The sequence below is a fragment of the Paracoccus laeviglucosivorans genome, from assembly GCF_900182695.1.
Classification (GTDB): domain Bacteria; phylum Pseudomonadota; class Alphaproteobacteria; order Rhodobacterales; family Rhodobacteraceae; genus Paracoccus; species Paracoccus laeviglucosivorans.
Map to the genome: position 1 here is coordinate 132,822 of NZ_FXTK01000002.1, position 22,232 is coordinate 155,053.

At 63.0% G+C, this 22,232-nt stretch carries 20 protein-coding genes; 6 read left to right on the forward strand and 14 right to left on the reverse strand.

Annotated features, from left to right (window positions below; all coding sequences use genetic code 11):
- The first annotated feature begins 45 nt into the window (after positions 1–45).
- From FN835_RS02760 to FN835_RS02785, 6 genes are all read left to right on the forward strand, one after another.
- Positions 46–1,356 carry an MFS transporter gene (locus FN835_RS02760; RefSeq protein WP_142661672.1) on the forward strand — a complete coding sequence of 437 codons (1,311 nt, stop codon included), beginning with the start codon at positions 46–48 and terminating at the stop codon, positions 1,354–1,356.
- 117 nt (positions 1,357–1,473) lie between these two features.
- A complete protein-coding gene (locus FN835_RS02765) occupies positions 1,474–1,719 on the forward strand; it encodes a type II toxin-antitoxin system Phd/YefM family antitoxin (protein ID WP_142661673.1) in 246 nt (81 codons plus the stop codon).
- Positions 1,719–2,123, forward strand: a complete 405-nt coding sequence (locus FN835_RS02770) for a type II toxin-antitoxin system VapC family toxin (RefSeq protein ID WP_142661674.1) — start codon at positions 1,719–1,721, stop codon at positions 2,121–2,123. The genes FN835_RS02765 and FN835_RS02770 overlap by 1 nt, the downstream gene beginning before the upstream one ends.
- Before the next feature lie 179 nt (positions 2,124–2,302).
- Entirely contained in the window at positions 2,303–3,691 is a 1,389-nt protein-coding gene (locus FN835_RS02775) for an L-cystine transporter (RefSeq protein WP_142661675.1), read from the forward strand.
- Positions 3,692–3,796: 105 nt separating this feature from the next.
- Positions 3,797–4,180, forward strand: coding sequence for an acyl-CoA thioesterase (locus FN835_RS02780; protein ID WP_142661676.1), 384 nt, complete (start codon positions 3,797–3,799; stop codon positions 4,178–4,180).
- A 67-nt stretch (positions 4,181–4,247) separates the two neighbouring features.
- On the forward strand, positions 4,248–5,762 hold the full coding sequence (locus FN835_RS02785; protein ID WP_185958557.1) for a calcium-binding protein: 1,515 nt from the start codon (positions 4,248–4,250) through the stop codon (positions 5,760–5,762).
- Here the strand turns inward: FN835_RS02785 and FN835_RS02790 are convergent, their stop codons facing one another.
- The 14 genes from FN835_RS02790 to FN835_RS02855 form a co-directional block, all read right to left on the reverse strand.
- Positions 5,763–7,046: a lytic murein transglycosylase gene (locus tag FN835_RS02790; protein WP_142661678.1), complete on the reverse strand. Its 1,284-nt coding sequence runs from the start codon at positions 7,044–7,046 to the stop codon at positions 5,763–5,765.
- Positions 7,047–7,109: 63 nt separating this feature from the next.
- Positions 7,110–7,922, reverse strand: a complete 813-nt coding sequence (gene iolB, locus FN835_RS02795; protein ID WP_142661679.1) for a 5-deoxy-glucuronate isomerase — start codon at positions 7,920–7,922, stop codon at positions 7,110–7,112.
- Positions 7,919–8,830: a myo-inosose-2 dehydratase gene (gene iolE, locus FN835_RS02800; protein WP_142661680.1), complete on the reverse strand. Its 912-nt coding sequence runs from the start codon at positions 8,828–8,830 to the stop codon at positions 7,919–7,921. Before iolE ends, iolB begins: the two co-directional genes overlap by 4 nt.
- An 8-nt stretch (positions 8,831–8,838) precedes the next feature.
- A complete protein-coding gene (iolD, locus tag FN835_RS02805) occupies positions 8,839–10,665 on the reverse strand; it encodes a 3D-(3,5/4)-trihydroxycyclohexane-1,2-dione acylhydrolase (decyclizing) (protein ID WP_142661681.1) in 1,827 nt (608 codons plus the stop codon).
- Positions 10,662–12,572, reverse strand: a complete 1,911-nt coding sequence (locus FN835_RS02810; RefSeq protein WP_142661682.1) for a bifunctional 5-dehydro-2-deoxygluconokinase/5-dehydro-2-deoxyphosphogluconate aldolase — start codon at positions 12,570–12,572, stop codon at positions 10,662–10,664. Before FN835_RS02810 ends, iolD begins: the two co-directional genes overlap by 4 nt.
- The gene (locus tag FN835_RS02815; RefSeq protein WP_142661683.1) at positions 12,569–13,363 is read right to left on the reverse strand and encodes a TIM barrel protein; all 795 of its coding nucleotides are present in this window, start codon (positions 13,361–13,363) and stop codon (positions 12,569–12,571) included. Before FN835_RS02815 ends, FN835_RS02810 begins: the two co-directional genes overlap by 4 nt.
- Before the next feature lie 9 nt (positions 13,364–13,372).
- Positions 13,373–14,380 (reverse strand): Gfo/Idh/MocA family protein, encoded by a 1,008-nt coding sequence (locus FN835_RS02820; protein WP_142661684.1) that lies wholly within the window; start codon positions 14,378–14,380, stop codon positions 13,373–13,375.
- Positions 14,381–14,382: 2 nt separating this feature from the next.
- Positions 14,383–15,285 carry a sugar phosphate isomerase/epimerase family protein gene (locus tag FN835_RS02825; protein WP_142661685.1) on the reverse strand — a complete coding sequence of 301 codons (903 nt, stop codon included), beginning with the start codon at positions 15,283–15,285 and terminating at the stop codon, positions 14,383–14,385.
- A gap of 8 nt (positions 15,286–15,293) precedes the next feature.
- Entirely contained in the window at positions 15,294–16,412 is a 1,119-nt protein-coding gene (locus tag FN835_RS02830; RefSeq protein WP_142661686.1) for a Gfo/Idh/MocA family protein, read from the reverse strand.
- A 4-nt stretch (positions 16,413–16,416) separates the two neighbouring features.
- A complete protein-coding gene (locus FN835_RS02835; RefSeq protein WP_142661687.1) occupies positions 16,417–17,337 on the reverse strand; it encodes a sugar ABC transporter substrate-binding protein in 921 nt (306 codons plus the stop codon).
- A 9-nt stretch (positions 17,338–17,346) separates the two neighbouring features.
- Positions 17,347–18,357, reverse strand: coding sequence for an ABC transporter permease (locus FN835_RS02840; RefSeq protein WP_142661688.1), 1,011 nt, complete (start codon positions 18,355–18,357; stop codon positions 17,347–17,349).
- A 12-nt stretch (positions 18,358–18,369) separates the two neighbouring features.
- Entirely contained in the window at positions 18,370–19,881 is a 1,512-nt protein-coding gene (locus tag FN835_RS02845; protein ID WP_142661689.1) for a sugar ABC transporter ATP-binding protein, read from the reverse strand.
- Between the two features lie 52 nt (positions 19,882–19,933).
- Positions 19,934–20,884 (reverse strand): sugar ABC transporter substrate-binding protein, encoded by a 951-nt coding sequence (locus FN835_RS02850; protein ID WP_142661690.1) that lies wholly within the window; start codon positions 20,882–20,884, stop codon positions 19,934–19,936.
- Positions 20,885–21,136: 252 nt separating this feature from the next.
- Positions 21,137–22,168, reverse strand: a complete 1,032-nt coding sequence (locus FN835_RS02855; RefSeq protein WP_142661691.1) for a LacI family DNA-binding transcriptional regulator — start codon at positions 22,166–22,168, stop codon at positions 21,137–21,139.
- Positions 22,169–22,232: the final 64 nt, after the last annotated feature.

The window sequence follows — 22,232 nt, forward strand, 5'->3', positions numbered from 1 at the left end:
CGTCCCCTCGCCTCCCTCGTCGGGTCCTACAGAGGTCAGCCAGACATGAGCGCAGCCAATTCTCATTCCACCTTGCCCCGCGAGGCGAATTCCGATCATCACGTCTCTCCGTCCGATATTGCGGTCGGTGTGATCATCGGTCGGTCGTCGGAATTCTTCGACTTCTTCGTCTTCGCGATCGCGTCGGTCATCATCTTCCCGCATCGGTATTTTTCCTTTGCAGATCCGCTGACTGCGACGCTTTGGTCCTTTGCCGTCTTCGCGCTTGCCTTTCTGGCGCGACCGCTGGGCACCGCCTTCTTTACCGTCATCGACCGTCGTTACGGCAAAAGCGTCAAGCTGACGCTGGCCCTGATGATCCTGGGCACCTCGACGGTCGGCATGGGCCTGATCCCGTCCTATGAAAACATCGGCGCAGCGTCGATCTTCCTGCTTTGCCTGCTGCGAATCGGTCAGGGTTTCGCCCTTGGCGGTGCGTGGGACGGCCTGCCTTCGCTGCTGAACATGAACGCGCCGCACGGAAAACGCGGGCTTTACGTGATGGTGCCGCAGCTTGGCGCACCGATCGGCCTGATCGTTGCCAGCCTGCTGTTCGCCTATCTGCTGAACAATATGTCGCAGGCAGACTTCCTCGACTGGGGCTGGCGCTACCCGTTCTTCGTGGCTTTCGCGATCAACGTCGTGGCCCTGTTCGCCCGTCTGCGAATCGTCGTGACGCCGGAATATACCGAAGCCTTCGATTCGAATGAGCTGAAGCCCTCCAGCTTCCGCGCTGCGTTCGCGCAGGACGGCCGCACCATCCTGATCGGCGCATTCGTTCCGCTGGCCAGCTTTGCGCTGTTCCACATGGTCACGGTGTTTCCGCTGTCCTGGGTCTATCTTTATACCAATGACAGCCCCGCCGGCTTCCTGGTGATCGAGGCGATTGCAGCCGCATGGGGTTTCCTTGCCATCATCGCCTCGGGCGTGATCGCGGACCGCATCGGCCACCGCAAGCTGCTGTATCGGGGTGCCATCGCCATCGCGGTCTTCAGCCTTGTCGCACCGCTGCTGCTGCTGGGCAGCAAGTTCGGTGAAGCCATCTACATGACGATCGGCGCAATCATCCTTGGCCTCAGCTTCGGTCAATCCTCGGGTGCGGTCGCCTCGCTGTTCCAGGCAAGCCGTCGTTACACCGGCTCGGCTGTGGTGTCGGATCTGGCATGGCTGTTCGGCGCGGGCTTTGCACCGCTGGCCGCTTTGGCACTGTCGGCCTGGCTGGGTCTGTGGGCTGCGGGTCTTTACCTGCTTTCCGGCGCGATCTGCACGATCCTTGCCCTGCGCTACGCCCGTAAGGTCATGGCCCGCGCAAGCTGATTGCAGCCATTACTGACATGATACCGACGCCCGGCCAGCCTATGCTTGCCGGGCGTCTTGCTTGAAACGGGTCACTTGGGTTACTATCTAGCCAGATAGCTAGATAGCAGGTTTGCCATGTGGACACTTCAAGACGCCAAAAACCGCTTTTCCGCCGTCGTCGATGCGGCCCTTGCAGGACAGCCGCAAGAGGTGACGCGCCGCGGCAAGCCTGCGGTCGTCGTGCTTTCGGCGGCGGAATACGCCCGGATGCGCGATGCGGCCGCTGAAAACCGCGGTTCTTTCATCAGTCACCTGCTGAACTTTCCGGGCGAGCCTGACGCACCCCGCAACACGGTCACGCCGCGCGACGTCAATTTCTGATGCTGATTCTGGACACGAACGTCCTGTCCGCGCTGCGCAGGCCCGAACGCAGCCCGAATGTCGCCGCATGGCTGGCGCGTCAGGATGAGTCGCAGCTTTTCCTGTCGGTCATCACCTTGGGCGAAATCGAACGTGGCATCGCACAGCAGGAACGCACCAACCCACCCTTTGCCCGCGATCTGCGCGACTGGATCAGCCGCACGACGACGCTATTTGCGGACAGGCTGCTGCCTTTCGGGGCTGCCGAGGCACAGATCTGGGGCCGCATTTCCGCCCAGATCGGCCATTCAGGGGCCGATTTGCTGATAGCGGCAACCGCCCTTGCACAGGACGCAACGGTCGTGACGGGAAATATCGCGGATTTCCGGCCCTCGGGGTGCAAATTGCTGGACCCGTTTGCGTAAGCTGGACCGGAATCGGCCCCGATGCGCCCGAATCTGTCCCGCGATGCGATGAAAAACCGGAACTTTTTCACCCAGCCCCGCGCTAAAGCGATGAGCCTATGCTTATTTTCGGCCTGCCCCTTAATTCCGCCCGCAGACATGACTAAACATATGCTCCTAACATTTACTGGAGATGCGTCATGGCGCCAGTGCTTCTGAACCTCGTCATATTCCTCGCGCTGCTTTATGGGCTGTTCCGCCTGCAAGGCAGCGACCTTTCCCTGTCCGTCCGGGTTTTCACCGGCCTGATCCTTGGGACGCTGTTCGGCGTTCTGTTGCAGCTGATCTATGGTCACGACGCCCCGGCTCTGCAAAGCACGATCAACTGGATCAACATCGTCGGTAATGGCTATGTCCAGTTGCTGCAGATGATCGTGATGCCTTTGGTCTTTGTCGCCATTCTGAATGCGGTATCGAAACTGCATGATGCGTCATCGCTGGGCAAGATTTCCACGCTGACACTGGGCACGCTGCTGCTGACCACGGCCATCGCAGCCTTTGTCGGCGTCGTCATGTCGCTGGCATTCGGCCTGACCGCTGAGGGGCTGGCGCAGGGTGCGGCGGAAACCGCGCGTCTGTCGGCGCTGGAATCGAACTATGCCCCCAAGGTCGCGGACCTGACCGTGCCGCAGCTGATCCTGTCTTTCATCCCGAAGAACCCGTTTGCGGACCTGACCGGGGCCAACCCGACCTCGATCATCTCGGTCGTGATCTTTGCGGCGTTTCTGGGCGTCGCGGCAATCCGGCTGGTCAAGCGTGACGCGGAAAAGGGCCGCAGCCTGCTGGCGCTGATCGACCTGCTGCAGGGCTGGATCGCGCAGCTTGTCCGCCTGATCATGACGCTGACGCCGTTTGGCGTCATGGCGCTGATGACCAAGATGGCCGCAACCTCGAACGCGGCCGACATCCTGAACCTCGGGAAATTCGTCATTGCGTCCTATATCGGTCTGGCGATCATGTTCGGCGTCCATGCAATCCTGCTGACGCTGACCGGGGTGAACCCGCTCAGCTTCTTCCGCAAGGCGCTGCCGGTGCTGAGCTTTGCGTTCTCCAGCCGCTCCAGTGCCGCGTCGATCCCGCTGAACGTCGAGGTGCAGACCCGTCGTCTGGGCATCCCGCAAACCATCGCCTCTTTCTCGGCATCCTTCGGCGCCACGATCGGGCAGAACGGTTGCGCGGGGCTTTACCCGGCGATGCTGGCCGTGATGGTTGCGCCGACCGTGGGCATCAACCCGCTTGATCCGACATGGATCGCGACGCTGATCGCCATCGTCACGCTGTCGTCGGCTGGCGTGGCCGGTGTCGGCGGCGGGGCCACGATGGCCGCGCTGATCGTGCTGCCCGCCATGGGCCTGCCGGTCACGCTGGTCGCGCTGCTGATCTCGATCGAGCCGCTGATCGACATGGGCCGCACCGCGCTGAACGTGTCGGGGTCGATGACGGCGGGGACCGTCACCTCGCAGATCCTGGGCCAGACCGACCGGGCTGTGCTGAACAGCACCGAAACCGCCGAGCTGCAGAACGCCTAAGCGCCACCCGCCCCCGCCATCCGTGGCGGGGGCCATTTTTTCGGCATTTCCGCAAGCGCGGCAATAGGCTAACAGGGCCGGGCAACAGCAAGGAATGCCCAGCCAATGCCCGACAGCCAGCCCCCCGGCAATCCCACGATCCGCACCATCGCCATGCCCGCCGACACCAACCCGGCCGGCGACATCTTCGGTGGCTGGCTGATGAGCCAGATGGACCTTGCAGCCGGAACCGTAGCTGCGCTGACCGCGCGCGGTCGCAGCGCCACCGTCGCGGTTGAGGGGATGAAGTTCCACCGCCCCGTCAAGGTGGGTGATGAGGTGTCGCTTTACGCCGAGATCGTGCATGTCGGTCGCACCTCGATGCGGATCCACGTCGAGGCATGGCGACGCGAACGCGACCGTGACGACAGCCAGCAGGTGACCGAAGCCACCTTCACCTTTGTCGCGCTGGATGCACAGGGTGCGGCCCGCCTGGTGCGGCCCGAATAACTCGCGTCACAGTTGCGGGAATCTGCGGCTCATGTCAGGCTGACGCCATCCCGACATGGAGCCCGCGATGCCCAGAGACCCGAACGGAAACAACGCCGGCACGGATGCCAATGACACGCTTTGGGGTCAGGCGCTTGTGCTGGGCGATGGCAGCTATGACAATTCGTCCGACACGGACAGCGCCAACGCGCGGGACGCGCTGCGCGGCTATGCGGGCAACGACCTGATCTTTGGCGACCTGTATTACGACGGACAGGACGCGACCGAAGGCGATCAGGTCTATGGCGGCGATGGCAATGACACGATCTTTGGCGATTGCGGCTGGGATGAGCCCGGCTGGCAGACCAGCGAAAACGGCTCCTCGGACCAGCTTTGGGGCGATGCCGGAAACGACCTGATCTATGGTCAGGCGGGTAATGACAACCTGTATGGCGGGACGGGCAACGACACGCTGATCGGCGGGATCGGCAGCGACAACCTGCGCGGCGATGCGGGCGACGATCTGATCTGGACCGACCTGCAAGGTCAGCCCGGCACGGTTGCCATCCGCAATGCCGCATGGGGTGGCGACGGCAATGACCGCATCTATGGCAGCCTTGGCGTGGACGAACTTTATGGCGATGCGGGCGCCGACATGCTGAACGGTCAGGGCGGCGATGATGACATCGAAGGCGGCAATGGCGCCGATGTCCTTTATGGCGGCGACGGAAACGACCGGCTTGAAGGCGGCGGCTATTACGCCACCGCCGCCGATCTGGGCGACCGCCTGTATGGAGAGGCGGGCAACGACACCCTGATGGGTGACGGCGGCAATGACAGCCTTTGGGGCGGCACCGGCAATGATCAGCTTGAGGGGAACGAGGGCGCGGACCTGTATGATGGCGGCCTTGGTGCCGACAGCTATTACTGCGGCTCGGGCAACGACATCTATGTCATCGACAATCCGGGCGACCTGCTGATCTGGGACTATCTGGACAGCGGCGTGGATCAGGTGCGTTCGTCCCTGAACTGGACGCTGGGGAACTATCAGGAAAATCTGGCGCTGACCGGCACGGCGATCCGGGGCATCGGGAATGCGGGCGCGAACAATATCCTTGGAAATGTGGGTAATAACGTTCTGGCGGGGATGGCCGGAAACGACACGCTGAACGGCGGAAACGGTGCCGATAACCTGAACGGCGGCGCGGGCAATGATCTGCTGGTCGGGGGTGACGGCGCCGATACGCTGGTCGGCGGGGCAGGTGCGGACCGGCTGTATGGCGGCAGCGGAGCGGATCGCTTTGTGTTCAACTTCGCAGCGGACACCACATTGGCGGCGCGTGACACCATATCCGATTTCAACTTTGCCCAAGGCGACCGGATCGACCTGCGCGGCGTCGATGCCAACAGCGCATTGGCGGGCGATCAGGCTTTCGGCTTTATCGGCACTGCCGCGTTCAGCGGCCATGCCGGGCAACTGCGCGCGCAAAGCGTTGCGGCGGGCACGCTGATTTCGGGCGATGTGAACGGCGATGGCCTCGCGGATTTCGCCATCCTGCTGGATGATCCCATCACGCTTTCGGCCAACGCCTTTCTGCTGTGATCAGCCGCGCCGCAATTGCTGCAACAGCACTGCGTCGGGCTGGCCGGTGACGGGCAGCCCGCGCGACTGTTGATAGGCGCGGATGGCATTTGTGGTGTTCGATCCCACATTGCCATCGACGCCTTGCGTGTCGAAACCGCGCATGGTCAGAAGCTGCTGCATTTCCTTGCGCTGCTCGATCCGCAGGCCCGGATGGTCCGAGGGCCAAGGGTTCGAAAGCCCCGGATACCCCTTAAGCCGATCTGCCAGATGCGACACTGCCAGCGCATAGCTGTCGGCGTTGTTATAGCGCAGGATCGCGTGGAAATTGCGGGTGATCAGGAAAGCCGCGCCATTCGCGCCTCCGGGAATCAGAAGCTCGGTCGAGGTGCCCGCGGGTGGCAGCGGACGCTGGTTCGCCTGACGAATGCCAAGCGATTGCCATTCCGATACCGTGCGCCGCTTGCCCTTGCCGCCCAGCCCGGTGTTGAAGCCCGGCGGCAGCGTCACCTCGACTGCCGCAGGCAGGCCGCGCTGCCAGCCCGATTTCGCCAGATAGTTCGCGGTCGAGGCCAGTGAATCGCTGGGATCGTTCGACCAGATGTCGCGCCGCCCGTCGCCCGTGAAATCAACCGCATAGGCCAGATATGTCGTCGGGATGAACTGGGTATGCCCCATCGCGCCCGCCCAGCTGCCGGTCATGTGGCCCGGATCGATGTCGCCTGCCTGCAGGATTTTCAGCGCCGCGAAAAGCTGGCTGCGGAAGAAGTCGCCGCGATAGCCTTCGTAACCCAGCGTGGCCAAGGCCTCGATCAAAGGCAGGTCGCCGCGCCGTTCGCCATAGGTGGATTCCATGCCCCAGACGGCGGTGACGACTTCCTTGTCAACGCCATAGGTCGCTTCGACGCTGCTCAGGATGCCGCCATATTGTGCCAGCGCAGCGCGACCATTGGTCTGGCGCTTTTCCGACACGGCGTTTTCCAGATATTCCCAAAGGGATTTCTTGAACTCCGCCTGGTTCTGGCTACGCCGGATCGCTTCGGGGTTATAAACCACGTCACGGAATGCGAAATTCAGGGTCTGGTCGCTGATGCCCTGCGCCCGCGCCCTGCCCTTGTAGCTTTCGATCCATGCGTTCAGACCGGCCACCTTGTCGGCGGGCGGGTTCTGGTTGCGACCCCATTTGATTTCCTGCTGCGTCTGGGCCACGCCACCGCCGCGGGGCGCATAGCTGCCCACCCCGCAGGAACCCAGCATCAAGGCCACCGCGGCCATGCCGACCGAGTTACGGAATGTAATACGCATCACTGCCCCCTCACGTTTTGGTGCAAGCCTAGCGCGAGTGGGCTGCTGCCGTAACCCCGGAAATCACGTCTTGGCGTTGTCCCGCTGCCAGATCCAATCGTGATCGGGATGGTTTTCGTAACGCCATTTGCGGATCGGTCCGGCCATGACGTTCAGGTAATACATCTCGTATCCATAGGGCACGCCGCAGGGGTGGTGCCCCTTGGGCACCAGCACGACATCATGGTTCTGCACGGCCATGGTTTCGTCCAGACTGCTATCGTCCGTGAATACCCGCTGGATGCCGTATCCCTGTGCCGGGTTCAGGCGGTGATAGTAGGTTTCCTCAAGATACGTCATGCGGGGATAGTCGTCTTCGTCATGGCGGTGCGGCGGATAGCTGGACCAGTTGCCCGAGGGGGTGAATACCTCGGTCACCAGCAGGCTGTCGCAATAGTCCTCGTTCTCCATGGCGACGTTGTTAATGTGACGGGTGTTTGCCCCCTGCCCGCGCGGGGTCAGCGTGATGCCATCCGGGCCGATCCTGCGGGGCGCGTGGCCGCCGTGGCCGGGGGCGGAACAGACGGCCAGCGTCAGGGGCGTCAGCGCCTCGGCCCGCCAATCGCTGCCATCGGGCAGATAAAGGCAATGCGGCGGGGTCTTTTCAAAGACGTCCATCCGGTCGCCCATCTCGCCCCAGTCCTGACCCGCGCCTGTGACGCGGGCCTTGCCTTCGACGATTACAAGGATCACCTCGCGGTCAGCCGTCCGACCCTCGGCGACTTCGCCGGGGTTCAGACGCCACAGGTCGAAACCGACATAGCCCCAGCCCGCATCCTTGGGTGTGATCTGGTGGACCAGCCCGTGATCCGCCTGCGGCTTGCGCAACAGCTTCATGCCTGCACCGCCGCGACCAGCCCCGCGTCCCGCGCGGCAGCCTTCAACGCCTTCAATCCAAGGGTCTGATATTCCAGCGGATTGCGCTTCTCGGGGTCCTGCTCGGCCTCGATCACCAGCCAGCCGTCATAACCCGCGCGGGCCAGTATCTTCAGCAGCGGCAGAAAGTCGATCGCACCTTCGGGATCGCCCGGCACAGTGAATGCGCCCGCCATCACCCCCTGGATAAAGGACATACCGTCAGCCCAGACCCGTTCCGTCACCGGGCGACGGATGTTCTTGGCATGGAAATGCGCCACGCGGTCGATATGGCGGGTCAGCACCGCCTCGGGGTCGCCGCCGCCGAATGTGCAATGACCGCTGTCGAACAGCAGATGCGTGGCAGGCCCGGTCGCGGCCATGAAGGCGTCGATCTCATCAGGTGTCTGCACCACCGTGCCCATATGGTGGTGATAGGCCAGCGTGATCCCCTGCGAGGCCATGTATTGCGCGAATTCCTCGATCCTGGCGCCGAACGCGGCCATTTCGTCCGGCGTCAGCACCGGCCGCGCGCTTAGCGGTACATCCGGGCGGCCATGGACGGTGTTCGAACATTCGCAGGTCACGCAGACCTTGCAGTCATTCGCGCGCAGCTTGGCCAGATGCGGCTGGAACGCCGCGATCTCATCCACAACAGAGCGGGTCAGCAGTTCCGTCGAATACCAGCCCGAGATGAATTTCAGGCCGTATCTGCCCAGTGTCGCCTTAAGCTCCTGCGGGTCGTCGGGCCAGCGATGGCCGTTTTCGATACCGTCAAAGCCGATGACCTCGCCCGCTTCGTGCAGGATCTGTTCGGTCGGGATATGCGCGCCGATGGACTGGTCGTCGTCATTGGCCCAGGCGATGGGGTTGGTTCCGAATTGGATCATGTCCGCCCTCAATTCACAAGTTGCTGGCGGGAAAGCCAGGTTTCATAGTCCGCGCGCGCTTGGCGCAGCTTGTCGGTATCGCCCACCTCGGGCACGGCCACGTCCCACCAGCCGCCGCCGATGCCCGCGCCGGTCAGGGCTTCGGTGTCGATGACGATGACGCTGGGGATGTCGCGGTCGCGCGCGGCGATCACGGCCGCCTCGACATCCGCGATGGTCGCGGCCTTTTCGGCATATGCGCCCATGGACGCCGCATGGGCCACAAAGTCGATCTGCGGCTGCTGCACCAGATTAGAGGTCGCATACATATTGTTGAACTCGGCCCCACCGCAGCCCTGCTGCAGGCGGTTGATGCAGCCATAGCCGCGATTGTCCGCCAGAACGATGGTGAACGGCACTTTCAGCATCACCGCCGTTGCAAGCTCGCTATTGGCCATCATGTAGCTGCCATCGCCGACCATGCAGATGACCTGCGCCTGCGGGCGGGCCATCGCGATACCCATTGCGCCCGCGACTTCGTACCCCATGCAGCTATAGCCGTATTCCATGTGATAGCCGCCCGGCGCCGCACGCCACAGCACCTGCAACGCGCCGGGCATCGTGCCTGCCGCGCACATGACCACGGTGTCGGGGCCCGCGACCCGCTGCACCGCGCCGATCAGCTGCGCGTCCGATGGCAGGCCGTCATGGTTCGGGGCCGCCGTCGCCTTGTCGGCCAGCGCGAACCATTCGGCACGGGGGGCCGGGTCCGGCTCGGCAAAGCGGTGGTCCCCAAGTGCCGCGCCGATCCGTTCCAGCGCGATACGGGCATCCGCGACCAAGGGCTGCGCCCCGTGCTTTTGCGCGTCATAGCCCGCAAGGTTGATCGAGATCAGCCTGCGATCCGGGTTGGCAAAAGCCGTCCACGATCCGGTGGTAAAGTCCTGAAACCGCGTGCCCACCCCGATGATCAGATCGGCCAGCGCACAGGCCGCGTTTCCCGCATCGGTCCCCGTCACACCCGGAGAGCCAAGGTTAAGCGGCTCGGCCCAGTCCAGCGCCCCCTTGCCCGCCTGCGTTTCCACGACCGCAATGCGGTGGCGTGTGGCGAATTCCAGCAGCGTGGTTTCCGCCTGCGAATAGATCACGCCGCCGCCCGCCACGATCACCGGGCGCTTCGCTGCGCGGATCAGGTGCAGCGCCTGCTCCAACTCCTGCGCATCGGGTTCGGGGCGGCGGATATGCCAGACCTTGGGCGCAAAGAACGCCTGCGGATAGTCATAGGCTTCGGCCTGCACGTCCTGACAGAATGCCAGCGTCACCGGACCGCAATTCGCCGGGTCCGTCATCACCTGCATCGCACGCGGCAGCGCGGTCAGCAGATGTTCGGGCCGCGAGATGCGGTCGTAATAGCGGCTGACCGGGCGGAAGCAGTCATTGGCCGATACCGTGCCGTCGCCCATATCCTCGATCTGTTGCAGCACCGGGTCGGGGCGGCGGTTGGCGAACACGTCGCCGGGGATCAAAAGGACCGGCAAGCGGTTCACATGGGCCAGCGCCGCCGCCGTCACCATGTTCGTGGCCCCCGGCCCGATCGAGCTGGTGACGGCCATGGCCCGGCGCCGCTTCTTGGTCTTGGCATAGGCGATGGCGGCATGGGCCATCGTCTGTTCGTTCTGGCCGCGCAGGGTGGGCAGCGCGTCACCGATGCCGTGCAGCGCCTCGCCGATGCCCGCGACATTGCCGTGGCCGAATATCGCCCAGCAGGCTTCGATGAACCGCTCGCCCTCATCGGTCATCTGGACCGAGAGCCAGCGCATCATCGCCTGCGCCGCCGTCAGACGGATCGTGATCATGCGTGTTCCTCCTGCCGCGCGTCCTGGCGGGCCTTGTCCCACAGCGCGCAAAGGCTGCGGTATCGCCGCGCCATTTCGGCCACGGCACTTGCGTCATCGGTCTGGCCTGCCAGCCAATCCCGCGCGACATCGCCAAAGATCGTGCGCCCCACGGCAAAGCCGCGCACCAGATCGTGCCGCGCCGCCTTGGCGAAACTGGCGGCCAGCTCGGCCTCGGGTGCGTCCAGACCCAGCACGACGATGCCGCGCAGATAGGGGTCATGGGCCACGATCTCATCGACGGCCTTTTGCCATGCGGCGTCGGTTTTCAGCGGCTCCAGCTTCCACCAATCGGGATAGACGCCGATGTCATACCAGCGGCGGATCAGGCTTGCGGTCGTTTCGTCATCGACCGGCCCGACCTTTGAGGGAATGATCTCAAGCAGGAATTCCAGATCGTTGGCCCGCGCGGCTTGATAAAGCCGGGTCACGGTCGCCTCGTGATCCGTGCGCATCGCCTCATCGTCGGACGGATGACAGAAGCACAGGACCTTGACGGTCTGGCCCGCAGGCCATTCATGCAAGCCCTGGTTCGCGGCGCCCAACTCCGGCTCAAGCCGCAAAGGACGCGAGCCGGGCCATTCCGTCGGACGCCCCACCCACAGCCCCGTCCCGGCCGAGGCGTGCAGCGCGGCACGGCCCAGCCGGTCGTCGCACAGGATGCCATAGCCCGGACGCCCGTCCTGCACCTGCAACGCGGCAGAAAGGCACAGCTTCTTGAACGCGCCGATTTTGGCGGGCGATGCGCCGGGCATATCCTCAAGCTGGACACGGTGATCGAATGCGAAGGCGCGCAGATCACCCGTCAGCGGGTGCAGGTTGGTCGCGCGGTGGATACGCTCCAGCTCGGCATCCTTGCGCAACGCCTTGTCGCGGATGCCGCGTTGCAGGAAAAATTGCAGTTCGGCCCAGCTGGGATAGGCGGGCGTGCAGCCATGGCGGCTGACGGCAAAGGCGCCGCAGGCATTGGCGTATTTCAGTGCGACGGGCCAAGGCTCGCCATCCAGCCAGCCTTTCAGAAGCCCAGACATGAAGCCGTCGCCCGCGCCAAGGACGTTGAACACCTCGATCGGAAAGCCGGGCCCGGTCTGGCCGCTGTCCCAACCCTCGATTTGTCCGGTAAAGGCCACCGCGCCGGCTGCACCACGTTTACAGACCAGCGTGGCGCCGCTGATGGCACGCACCGCACGCAGCGCCGCCAGCGTGTCGGTCGTGCCGCCTGCGATGTGAAACTCCTCCTCGGTGCCCACGATCAGATCGAAAAGCGGCAGATGTGCCTGCAGTTTCGCGGTGACGGCATCGCTGGCGATGAAGCGGTTTTCGCCGTCGCCATGCCCCGACAACCCCCACAGGTTCGGGCGATAGTCGATATCCAGCGCGGTCTGCGCGCCGCTGGCACGGGCCAGATGCAGGGCTTTCAGCACCGCCGCTTCGGTCCGGGGGTTCGACAGATGGGTGCCGGTGGCCACCACCGCCCGCGCCTCGGCGATGAAATCCGGGTCGATGTCGGCTTCGCACAGCGCCATATCGGCGCAGTTTTCGCGGTAGAAGATCAGCGGAAAGCTGTCCTCGTCGCGGATGCCCAGCAGAACCAGCGCCGTCAGCCGTTCCGGGTCTGTCGCCACGCCGCGCGTATCGACGCCTTCGCGGGCCAGTTCCTCGCGCAGGAAGCGGCCCATATGTTCGTCGCCCACCCGCGTGATCAGGGCCGAGCGCAGCCCAAGCCGCGCCGTCCCCGTCGCCATATTGGTGGGCGAGCCGCCGACATATTTGTTGAAGCTGCGCATGTCCTCAAGCCGACCGCCGACCTGCGCGCCATACAGATCGACCGAGGAGCGCCCGATGGTGATCAGGTCAAGCGTCTTCATGCGGGTTCCTCCACCGCCGCGCGCAGGTGATCCATACTGTCACGCAGCGCGGCTTCGATGTCGGGCAGCGCGTGGACCTCGGGGGCAAAGGGCTCAAAGCTGATCGGACCATCATAGCCCTCGGCCAGCAGTCTGCGCAGTTGGCCGGCATTCTCCAGCCGGTCGTCGCCATCGACCAGAACGCGATGGGCGTCCAGCATCGCATCGATCCCCAGCGCCGGATCGGTCACGCCCGAGACATGGACCAGCGCCGTCCGATGCGGGAAGAACTGCGTGTCGCCCGCCAGATGGTGGTGGAACGTGTCATGCAGCAGCGCGAAATCGTCAAAGCCACCGGCTTCGGTGATCGCGGCCACCGCCTCGTCCTTGCGGCGCAGCGAGCTTTGGGGAAAGCCCAGCGGCTCGACCAAACCCTTAAGGCCGCGCGGTTTCAGGATGGCGCGCATGTTTTCCAGCGCAGCCACGACGCGGGAATGTTCGACCTTGTGGCCGTCGTTCAGCGGGCACATCACCAGCGATTGCGCGCCCGCGCGGGCGGCGAAATCTGCCAGACGCTCGGCCCGGCCCGCCAGATCGTCGGACCACAGGTTAAAGGGATAAAGCGCGTTGACCGAGATGATGGTCAGGCCCGCATCGCTGGCCTGCCGCGCAATCTGGGCCGCGTCCTGCCCGGTCACATCGGGCAGATCGTTGCGGATCTCGACCTCATAGCAGCCAAGCCGCTGCGCAAGGGCAAAGAAATCCGGCACGGAAAGTTGCGGCGCGCAGATATGGTTCAAAGCGAAACGCATGGGCTGACCTCAGTCGTAAAGGGCGGGACGGGCGGGCAGGTCGATCTTGACCGGCGTGCCTTCGGATTCTTGCGCCGCGACGCAGGCATCGGCGGTAACGGCAGCGACATAGCCGTCCCATGCCGTCGGTCCGGCAGCCGTGCCACGCGCGGCGGCTTTCAGGAAATCGGCCAGCTCGTAATCGTAGCTGTCGATGAAGCGATCCTTCCAGTCGGTCAGGATCTGCTGGCCCAGAACCGCGCCGGAACGGGTCTGGATCGCCATGGGTTCGGGCAGTTTCGCGATGCCGTCTTCGCCCACGATCTCGCACTGGATGTCATAGCCGTAATGGCAGTTCACGAAGACCTCGACATCGATGACGACGCCCTTGGCGGTCTCCAGAACCACGATCTGCGGATCGCGCAGCTTTTCATGCGCGCGGGGCGACTTGCGGGGAAAGAAGACCTGCGCGCTGACATAGTCATCATCCAGCAGCCAGCGCAGCACGTCGATTTCATGGATCAGCGTGTCGTGGATCGCCATGGGCGTGACATAGTTTTCACCCACGCGCGGGTTCCTGTGCGCGGCATGGATCATCAGCGGCGCGCCGGTCACATCCTTGACCGCCTTTTTCAGCGCGACATAGCCGGGATCATAGCGGCGCATGAAGCCCACCTGCACCAGCCGTTTGCCCACCGCCTGTTCGGCGGCAATGATGCGCCGCGCGCCTTCCGCCGTGGTGGCCAAGGGCTTTTCGCAAAAGCACGGCTTGCCCGCCGCGATGGCCGCCAGCACGTATTCTTCGTGCGTCTGCCCCCAGGAACAGACCAGCACCGCATCGACATCGCTGGCGATCAGGGCATGGGCGTCGTCGAAGATCTGCGCATCGGGGGCGTAATCGCGCTGACAGCTCTCAGCATTGGCGCGGTTCACGTCGTTCAGCGCGGTGACCTTGGCGCCTGCCAGCACCTGATTGATGCGGCGGGTATGGTCCTGCCCGATCGCGCCGGTGCCGATCACTCCGATTTTCAAGGTCATCTTCATTTGCTCCAGTAGGTGTCGATGTAGCGCTGTATTTCGTTGCGCATGAATTTTCCGGAATGATCGGCGCGGTCTTCCCAGGCGAAGACGCAGGTTGTCATGATGCCGTCAAAACCGATCTCGGCCAGCGTGCCGAAGAAATCGTCCCAAGGCACCTCGCCCTGGCCGATGTTCAGATGCTGGTGGACACGCGCCTGCGTGCCCGGCGGGTTCAGGATATAGCGCAGGCCGGAACTGGCCTTGTGGTTGAAGGTATCGCCCACATGCACATGCGCCAGCACGTCGGCGGATTCGCGCAGCATCGCCTTGGTATCATCGCCGAAATAGAAGGTGTGCGGCGCGCAATACAGGAACTTGACGGATTTGCTGTTCACCGTGCGGATGATGTCCAGCGCGGGTTGCAGCGTTTCGCACCAATCCTCGGGGTGGGGCTCGACGTTCAGCTGGATGCCTTCGCGTTCAAGGATCGGGACCAGTTCGTCCATGCTGCGCCACCACGCATCCTCGCAGGCTTCGATCATGCTGCCGGTGTGGCAGCAATAGCAGCTGCCCTTGTCGGGATGTGGCCCGCGACCGAATTCGCTGTTCATGGTGTCAACGCCCAGTTCCACCGCGATTTCGATGGCGCGTTTCCAGTGCTTTACGGCGGCCTGACGCTCGATTTCGTCATTGCTGGCCCAGCGATACATCGGCAGCAGGCTGGCAATGCCCACATCCGCGGCCTTCAGCGCCTTTTTCAGCGACTTGATGCGGTCGGGAAAGACGCGGGGCGCCTTGAACCATTCCAGAAAATCCCCGCGCGGAGAAAGCTCGATCCAGTCATAGCCAAGCTCCTTGACCTTGGCCGGGATCTGCTCCAGCGGCAGATGACGGTGCATGAAGGGGTCGATTGCGATCTTCATATCATTCCTCAGAAATTGACGGGCTGGCCGGTCTGGGCGGATGTGGCCATGCCGTGGATCACACGCTCGATCGTCAGGCCGTCGGTAAAGTCGGGCCATGCCTTGCCGCGTCCGGCGATGGCCTGTCGCAGCATCTCGGCCTCGACGACCTTTTGTTCGTTGAAGCCGAAATTATGGCCGCCACCGGGGCAGAACGCCGCAAAGCCGGGTTGTGCGGGGCCAGTCAGGATACGGCGGAAACCATCGATTTCCGGGCGGCCCGGCTGGTAAAGCCAAAGCTCGTTCATGCGTTCCTGATCGAAACGCAGCGTGCCTTCGGTCCCCTGCACTTCCCATGCCAGGCGGCAGCGATAACCCCGCGCCACCCGCGAACAGGAAAACTCGCCCGAGGTGCCGCTGGCAAAGCGGATCAGCGCCTGCGCCTGATCCTCATTCTCGACCCGCGCGGTTCCGCCTTGGTGCGGGCGATCCGTGATCACGGTGTCCGCCTGCGCATAGACCCGCGCGACCGGACCCATCAGCGACACCATCACGCTGACCAGATGGCAGCCCAGATCCCCCAGCGCGCCCAGTCCACCATCCTTGCGGGTCAGCCGCCAGCTCCATGGCAGGTCGGGGTCGGCCATGTAATCTTCGTCATACATGCCGCGGAAATGGATCGGGCGGCCAATCGCGCCTTCGGCGATCAGATCGACCGCAGCCCGGAAGGCGGGCGAACGGGTATAGTTGTAGCCGATGATCGTGCGACGATCCGAGGCGCGCGCCGCGGCCTCCATTGCCTGGGCATCCTCGACGCTCAGCGCCATGGGCTTTTCCAGCCAGACATGCTTGCCCGCCGCCAGCGCCGCTTCGGCCATTTCCCGGTGCAGACCGTTCGGCGTGGTGATGGACACCACATCCACGGCCGGATCATTCACCGCCTCGCGCCAATCCGCCGTGCCACGCGCAAACCCGAAAGATGAGGCGAGGCTGTGCGCCTTGTCCGCAGGCATGTCGGCCAGAACCTCAAGCCGGGGGGGCAGCCCGCCGAATGCGGTTGCGACGTTGCGCCAGGCCATCGCGTGGCACTTTCCCATGAACCCGGTGCCGATCAGTGCGACTCCGAGGGCTTTTTCAGCATTGCTCATTGCTTCACTCGTATTGGGACAGGTTTTCCGGGGTAACCGGCTCGAACGGCACCCAGATATTGTGCTCGGGCTTTTCGCCCTTTGCCAATGCGATGGCGGTCTGGACCGCGACCTCGCCTTGCTTGGTGGCGTTCTGATAGACGGTCACGTCCAGTTCACCCGCCTTCATCGCGGCCAGACCGTCCGGCGTCGCATCGATGCCCGCGACGACGACCTTGGCCATGTCATGCCCCGCGCCCTTCAAAGACTGGATCGCGCCGATCGCCATTTCGTCGTTGTTCGAGATGATGGCATCGAACGCCACGCCCGAGCTAAGCCAGTTCGTCGTGATGTCCGCCCCTTGGGTGCGGTTCCAGTTGCCGACCTGACGATCGACGATCTTCATGCCGGAACATTCGGGGGTCGCGATCACGTCCTCGATGTCCTTGGTCCGCACGGCCGAGGCCTCATTTTCCAGCGGCCCCATCAGGACCAGCACATTGCCCTTGCCGCCCAACATCTTGCAGACCTCCTTGGTCTGCATCGTGCCGCTTTCCACCTCGTCCGAGCCGATGAAGCTGGTCCCGTCGGGCAGTTCTTCGTGATTGATCGGCGGGTGGTTCACATAGACCAGCGGCACACCCGCCTGCACGGCCATCTGCGTCATCGCAGGCGTTGCGGCCCCATCGACGGCATTGACGATGATCGCGTCCACGCCGTTGGCGATAAAGTTCTGGACCTGATTTTGCTGACGCGCCACGTCAAGCTGCGCATCCTCAAGGATCAGCTCGCTGCCATCCTTGGCGGCCTCGGACTTGATGCCGTTCAGCAAGATTGTCAGGAACGGGTTGTCAAAGCTGGTCATCGCAACCCCGATACGGGTTCCTTCGGCCATGGCGGGGCTGGCAAGCCCCATGATCAGGGCCAGTGCAGTCAATGCTTTCATGACAGACCTCTAGGCTTTCTTGCGTTTCTTCTGGCGATAGACATCGGCCACGACGGCGGCGACGATGATCACGCCCTTGATCATTTCCTGGTAATAGGCATCCAGCCGCAGGAACGTGAAACCCGAGATGATGACGCCAAAAATGACCATCCCGATCATCGTCCCGAAGATCGAACCCCGGCCCCCGGTCAGCGACACGCCCCCGATCACGGCCATGGCGATGGCGTCCAGTTCATACATCGTGCCCATGCCCGCCTGCGCCGTCAGACCGCGCGCCGCGACCACGATCCCGGCCAGCGCCGAAAGCAGCCCGGCAATCGCATAGATCCTGACCAACTGGCGTTCTACATTGATGCCGGACACGCGTGCCGCCTGCGGGTTCGCCCCGATGGCATAGGTGAACTTGCCATAGCGGGTATAACGCAGGGCGACGTGGAAGATCAGCGCGACGACCAGAAAGATAAAGACCGGCATCATGCCCTTGCCGATGGCCGCGAAACCATCCGAGGGGAAACTGATCGGTTGGCCCTTGGTATACCATTTCGCAAAGCCGCGTGCCGTCACCATCATGCCCAGCGTGGCGATGAAAGGCGGGATTTTGGTATAGGCGATCAGCGCCCCGTTCACGACCCCGCAAAGCAGGCCGAAGATCAGACCGACCGCGACAGGGATGATGAACGGCAGCCCCGTCAGATCGGGATAGACCGCGCGTTCATATCCCGCCGCCTGCGCAAGGCTCATCGAAATCATCGCTGTTGCGCCCACGATCGAGCCGGAAGACAGGTCGATCCCGCCAGAGATGATGACCTGCGTCACCCCGATGGCGATGATCCCGATGACCGAGACCTGCAGGATCATGATGGACAGGCGTTGGGTATTGCCCAGAAAGGACTGGCCCTGCACGATCCAACCCAGAATTTCAAAGACGGCGCAGATCCCGAACAGCACCAGCAGGATGTTCAGTTCTGCCATCATCGGGCGGTGGCGGCGGACAGGCGCCGCCATGCTAGTCTCGGACATGGATTTCATTCCTTACTTGGCAGCCAGCGACATGATCTTGACCTGATCGGCCTCGGCCCGGTCCAGAAAGCCCGATACGTGACCTTCGTGCATGACCATGATGCGGTCGCTCATTCCCAGAACCTCGGGCATTTCCGAGGAAATCATGATGACGGCCACGCCCTGCGCAGCCAGATTGGTGATCAGACGGTGGATCTCGGACTTGGCGCCGACATCGATGCCGCGCGTGGGTTCGTCCAGGATCAGGATACGGGGCTGGGTCAAAAGCCAGCGCGCGATCAGCAGCTTTTGCTGGTTGCCGCCCGACAGGTTTTCGACCGTCTCGTAAAGGCTGGGCGTCTTGACGCGCAGCATCTGGGCCATTTCCTCGGCTTTGGCGACCAGCGCCTTTTGCTCGATGAAGCCGTTTTTCACATGCCCGCGCGTGATCAGCGCGGACTGGATGTTTTCCAGACAGTTCAGGATCAGGAAACAGCCGGTTTCCTTGCGATCCTCGGTCAGAAACGCCATGCCATGCGCCATCGCATCCGACGGGCAGGTGATGTTGACGTTGCGGTTGTCGATCAGGATGTCCCCGATGGGCGCGGGATGGACCCCAAAAATCGCTTCGGCCACGTTCGAGCGCTTGGAGCCCACCAGCCCAGCAATGCCCAGAATCTCACCGGCGCGGACGTTGAAGCTGATGTCCTCGAACACGCCGGGCAGGGTCAGGTTGCGCACCTCCAGCACGGTGTCGCCGATGGGGCAGTCCACTTTGGGGAACATGTTGGTGATTTCGCGGCCCACCATCATGCGGATGATGTCGTCGCGGGTCACGCTGCTGCTGGGATGGGTGCCAACATATTTCCCGTCGCGGAACACGGTGAATTCGTCCGCGATCTCGAAAAGCTCGTTCATCTTATGGGTGATATAGACGATGCCGATACCGCGCGCCTTCAGGTCGCGGATGATGGCGAACAGGTGTTCGACCTCGGATTCGGTGATCGCGCTGGTCGGCTCGTCCATGATCAGCACGTCGGAATTGTAGCTGACGGCCTTGGCGATTTCGACCATCTGCTTTTGCGCGACGGTCAGTTCGCTGACCTGCTGGCCGGGGTTCAGCTTGATGTTCAGCCGCCCCAGCAGATCGGCGGTCATCTGGCGCATACGGGCATGATCGACAAAGCCCAGCCGGTTCAGCGGCTCGCGGCGGATCCAGATATTTTCAGCGACGGTCATCCAGTTCATCAGGTTCAGTTCCTGATGGATCATGGCGATGCCCGAATTCAGCGCGTCCAGCGGCGTCTTGATGTTCAGCGGCACACCCGCGAAACGCACTTCGCCGCCATCGGGGGTATAGACGCCCGCGATGATCTTCATCAGCGTGGACTTGCCCGCACCGTTTTCACCCATCAGCGCATGGACCGTGCCGGGCCGTATCTTAAGCTGCACGCCGTCCAGCGCCTTGACGCCCGGAAACTCCTTGGTGATGCTATCGACTTCAAGAATGTATTCGCCCTGATAGGCGCGGGTCTGGTCAAGCATTCGTCTTCCCCTTTGTCTGGGTGGGGCGGGGCCGTAACCCCGCCACTGCCGATCAGTTCTTGGACAGGAATTCGTCCACGTTCGCAGGCGTCACCAGCTGGAAGGGCACGAAGACCCTTTGCTCGGCCGTCTCGCCACGCGCCAGTTTCAGCGCGGTATCGACCGCGCCCTTGCCCTGCCCTGCGGCGTCCTGGAACACCGTCACGTCCAGATCGCCCGCCTTCATCGCGGCCAGCGCATCCTGCGTCGCGTCGATCCCGCCCACGATGACCGAGCCCATGTCACGGCCCGACGCCTTCAGCGCCTGAATGGCCCCGATCGCCATTTCGTCGTTGTTCGAGATGACGGCATCGAATTCCGTGCCCGCCGAAAGCCAGTTGCTCATCAGGTCGGCGCCTTGGGTGCGCGACCAGTTGGCGGTCTGTTCCTGAGCGATGGTGATGAAGCTGCAATCGGGCGTGGCGATGACGTCCTTGATGTCCTGCGTGCGCATCCGCGCCGCCTGGTTCGACAATTCGCCCATCAGAACGACCGCCTTCGCCTCGGTCTTGCCCTGTTCTTTCAGCAGGCGGCAGACCTCTTGCGTCTCAAGCGTGCCGGATTCCTTTTCGTCGGATGCGACAAAGGCCTGGTTCGGCGGCAGGCTGTCAAGGTTCGCAGGCTGGCGGTTCACGAAGACCAGCGGGATGCCCGCATTCTGCGCCGCAGCCGTCATTGCCGCCGTGGCATCGGTATCGACCGGGTTCACGATGATTGCATCGACGCCAGCCGCAACGAAGTTCTCGATCTGGTTCAGCTGCTTGCCCACGTCGTTTTGCGCGTCATCGACCTGCAGCGTCACGCCCTCCAGCGTGGCTGCGTGTTCCTGCATCCCGTTACGCAGGACGGTCAGGAAGTTGTCGTCGAACAGCGCCATGCTGACACCGATGTTTTCGGCCATGGCCGAACCGGCGCTTGCGGCAATCGTGACGGCGCAGGCGCCCGTCAGCAGGAATTTCTTCATTCGTTCCCTCCCCTATGGATGTCAGGCACATCCAGGCCATAACCCGCGACAAGACAGCCGCCACCAATCGCTCCGAAGCCATTTTCGGGCGTTGTCCGTGTCATTGTCCTGCGGGTGGTCAGCCTCTCCTCATGGCGAACCTAATGAGAGAATTTCAGCAGAAACCGATTCCGGTCAATTGAAATGAGATGCTGCTTTCCATCATGAATGAAAGATACTTTCATGCACATGATGGAAAACCATCAAATGAGGTCAGATACTCTCAGGCGTGACAACCAAAGGCGCGATGAAACGCTGTCGGGGGTTTTCGGCCATGCCATGTTCCAGCACATGCGCGACCGAACTCAGCAATTCTTGCGCCAAGGGTTGCAGCGGCGTCGCCAGCACGACCGAGACATTGCCCTGCAATAACCCCTGCCGTGATTCCGGTGTCAGCTCATGCACGATCAGCGCCACGCGGTCGCCAAGCCGCGCCTCCTGCAAAGCCGAGATCGCGCCCTCCATACCGCCGCCCGCGCAATAGATGCCGCTAAGGTCGGGATTGCGTGCCAATATCGCCAGCGTGGTTTCATAGGTCAGTTGCCGGGTTTCAAGGTTCGGCATCGTGTCCAGAAATGTGTAGCCCGGAGCGTATTCGCGGAAATAAGCGCGAAAGCCTGCCTCGCGCAGATCATGCCCATGAAAGCGGTGGCCGCCGATGAACAATGCGATCTTGCCCTGATGCGTCATGATCCTGTGCATCAGCCAGGCGGCGGTTCTGCCGGTTTTAAGATTGTTAGTGCCCAGATAATTCTCGCGAATTCCGGCGGCAAAGTCGGACAGTAACGCAAAAACCGGCGTCCCGCGGCTGCGCAGCATGGATACTACCGCCGTGACATCATGGTGATCCACGCCGGTCGCGGCCACGGCCTGCACCTTGCCCGCAAGGCCCGCGATGGTGTCGGCGAAATCCTGATGACTTTGGCCGGGGGAAAAGCGGATCGTCAGCCGCCAGCGATGCAGGGGATCGTGTCGCGCCGCTTCCTCAAGCCGGGCGGCAAAGTCCTGATAAAAGGCGTGACGTTCCTTTTGCAGCACGATGCCCAGATGCAATTCCGGGATATGTGCCAGCGCGCGGGCGCGAATTGCGGTGGCTGCATGATAACCCACCGCCTCGGCCGCTTCCGAGACTTTGCGCGCCGTTTCCTCGCGCACCTTGGCACGCCCGTTCAGCACCCGATCCACGGTCGCCACACTGACGCCCGCCGCGCGAGCCACGTCATCTATCGTCGAGCGACCTGCCATACCGCTGATACCTCCCGCCCCTGACGTGAAAGCATTCTGTCAAATCATGCAAGTTCTTTCTGGA

Excerpts from the sequence above, each read along its gene's own strand:
- FN835_RS02760 (WP_142661672.1), top strand. The coding sequence starts at position 46 with ATGAGCGCAGCCAATTCTCATTCCACCTTGCCCCGCGAGGCGAATTCC.
- FN835_RS02765 (WP_142661673.1), top strand. The coding sequence starts at position 1,474 with ATGTGGACACTTCAAGACGCCAAAAACCGCTTTTCCGCCGTCGTCGAT.
- FN835_RS02770 (WP_142661674.1), top strand. The coding sequence starts at position 1,719 with ATGCTGATTCTGGACACGAACGTCCTGTCCGCGCTGCGCAGGCCCGAA.
- FN835_RS02775 (WP_142661675.1), top strand. The coding sequence starts at position 2,303 with ATGGCGCCAGTGCTTCTGAACCTCGTCATATTCCTCGCGCTGCTTTAT.
- FN835_RS02780 (WP_142661676.1), top strand. The coding sequence starts at position 3,797 with ATGCCCGACAGCCAGCCCCCCGGCAATCCCACGATCCGCACCATCGCC.
- FN835_RS02785 (WP_185958557.1), top strand. The coding sequence starts at position 4,248 with ATGCCCAGAGACCCGAACGGAAACAACGCCGGCACGGATGCCAATGAC.
- FN835_RS02790 (WP_142661678.1), bottom strand. The coding sequence starts at position 7,046 with ATGCGTATTACATTCCGTAACTCGGTCGGCATGGCCGCGGTGGCCTTG.
- iolB (WP_142661679.1), bottom strand. The coding sequence starts at position 7,922 with ATGAAGCTGTTGCGCAAGCCGCAGGCGGATCACGGGCTGGTCCACCAG.
- iolE (WP_142661680.1), bottom strand. The coding sequence starts at position 8,830 with ATGATCCAATTCGGAACCAACCCCATCGCCTGGGCCAATGACGACGAC.
- iolD (WP_142661681.1), bottom strand. The coding sequence starts at position 10,665 with ATGATCACGATCCGTCTGACGGCGGCGCAGGCGATGATGCGCTGGCTC.
- FN835_RS02810 (WP_142661682.1), bottom strand. The coding sequence starts at position 12,572 with ATGAAGACGCTTGACCTGATCACCATCGGGCGCTCCTCGGTCGATCTG.
- FN835_RS02815 (WP_142661683.1), bottom strand. The coding sequence starts at position 13,363 with ATGCGTTTCGCTTTGAACCATATCTGCGCGCCGCAACTTTCCGTGCCG.
- FN835_RS02820 (WP_142661684.1), bottom strand. The coding sequence starts at position 14,380 with ATGACCTTGAAAATCGGAGTGATCGGCACCGGCGCGATCGGGCAGGAC.
- FN835_RS02825 (WP_142661685.1), bottom strand. The coding sequence starts at position 15,285 with ATGAAGATCGCAATCGACCCCTTCATGCACCGTCATCTGCCGCTGGAG.
- FN835_RS02830 (WP_142661686.1), bottom strand. The coding sequence starts at position 16,412 with ATGAGCAATGCTGAAAAAGCCCTCGGAGTCGCACTGATCGGCACCGGG.
- FN835_RS02835 (WP_142661687.1), bottom strand. The coding sequence starts at position 17,337 with ATGAAAGCATTGACTGCACTGGCCCTGATCATGGGGCTTGCCAGCCCC.
- FN835_RS02840 (WP_142661688.1), bottom strand. The coding sequence starts at position 18,357 with ATGTCCGAGACTAGCATGGCGGCGCCTGTCCGCCGCCACCGCCCGATG.
- FN835_RS02845 (WP_142661689.1), bottom strand. The coding sequence starts at position 19,881 with ATGCTTGACCAGACCCGCGCCTATCAGGGCGAATACATTCTTGAAGTC.
- FN835_RS02850 (WP_142661690.1), bottom strand. The coding sequence starts at position 20,884 with ATGAAGAAATTCCTGCTGACGGGCGCCTGCGCCGTCACGATTGCCGCA.
- FN835_RS02855 (WP_142661691.1), bottom strand. The coding sequence starts at position 22,168 with ATGGCAGGTCGCTCGACGATAGATGACGTGGCTCGCGCGGCGGGCGTC.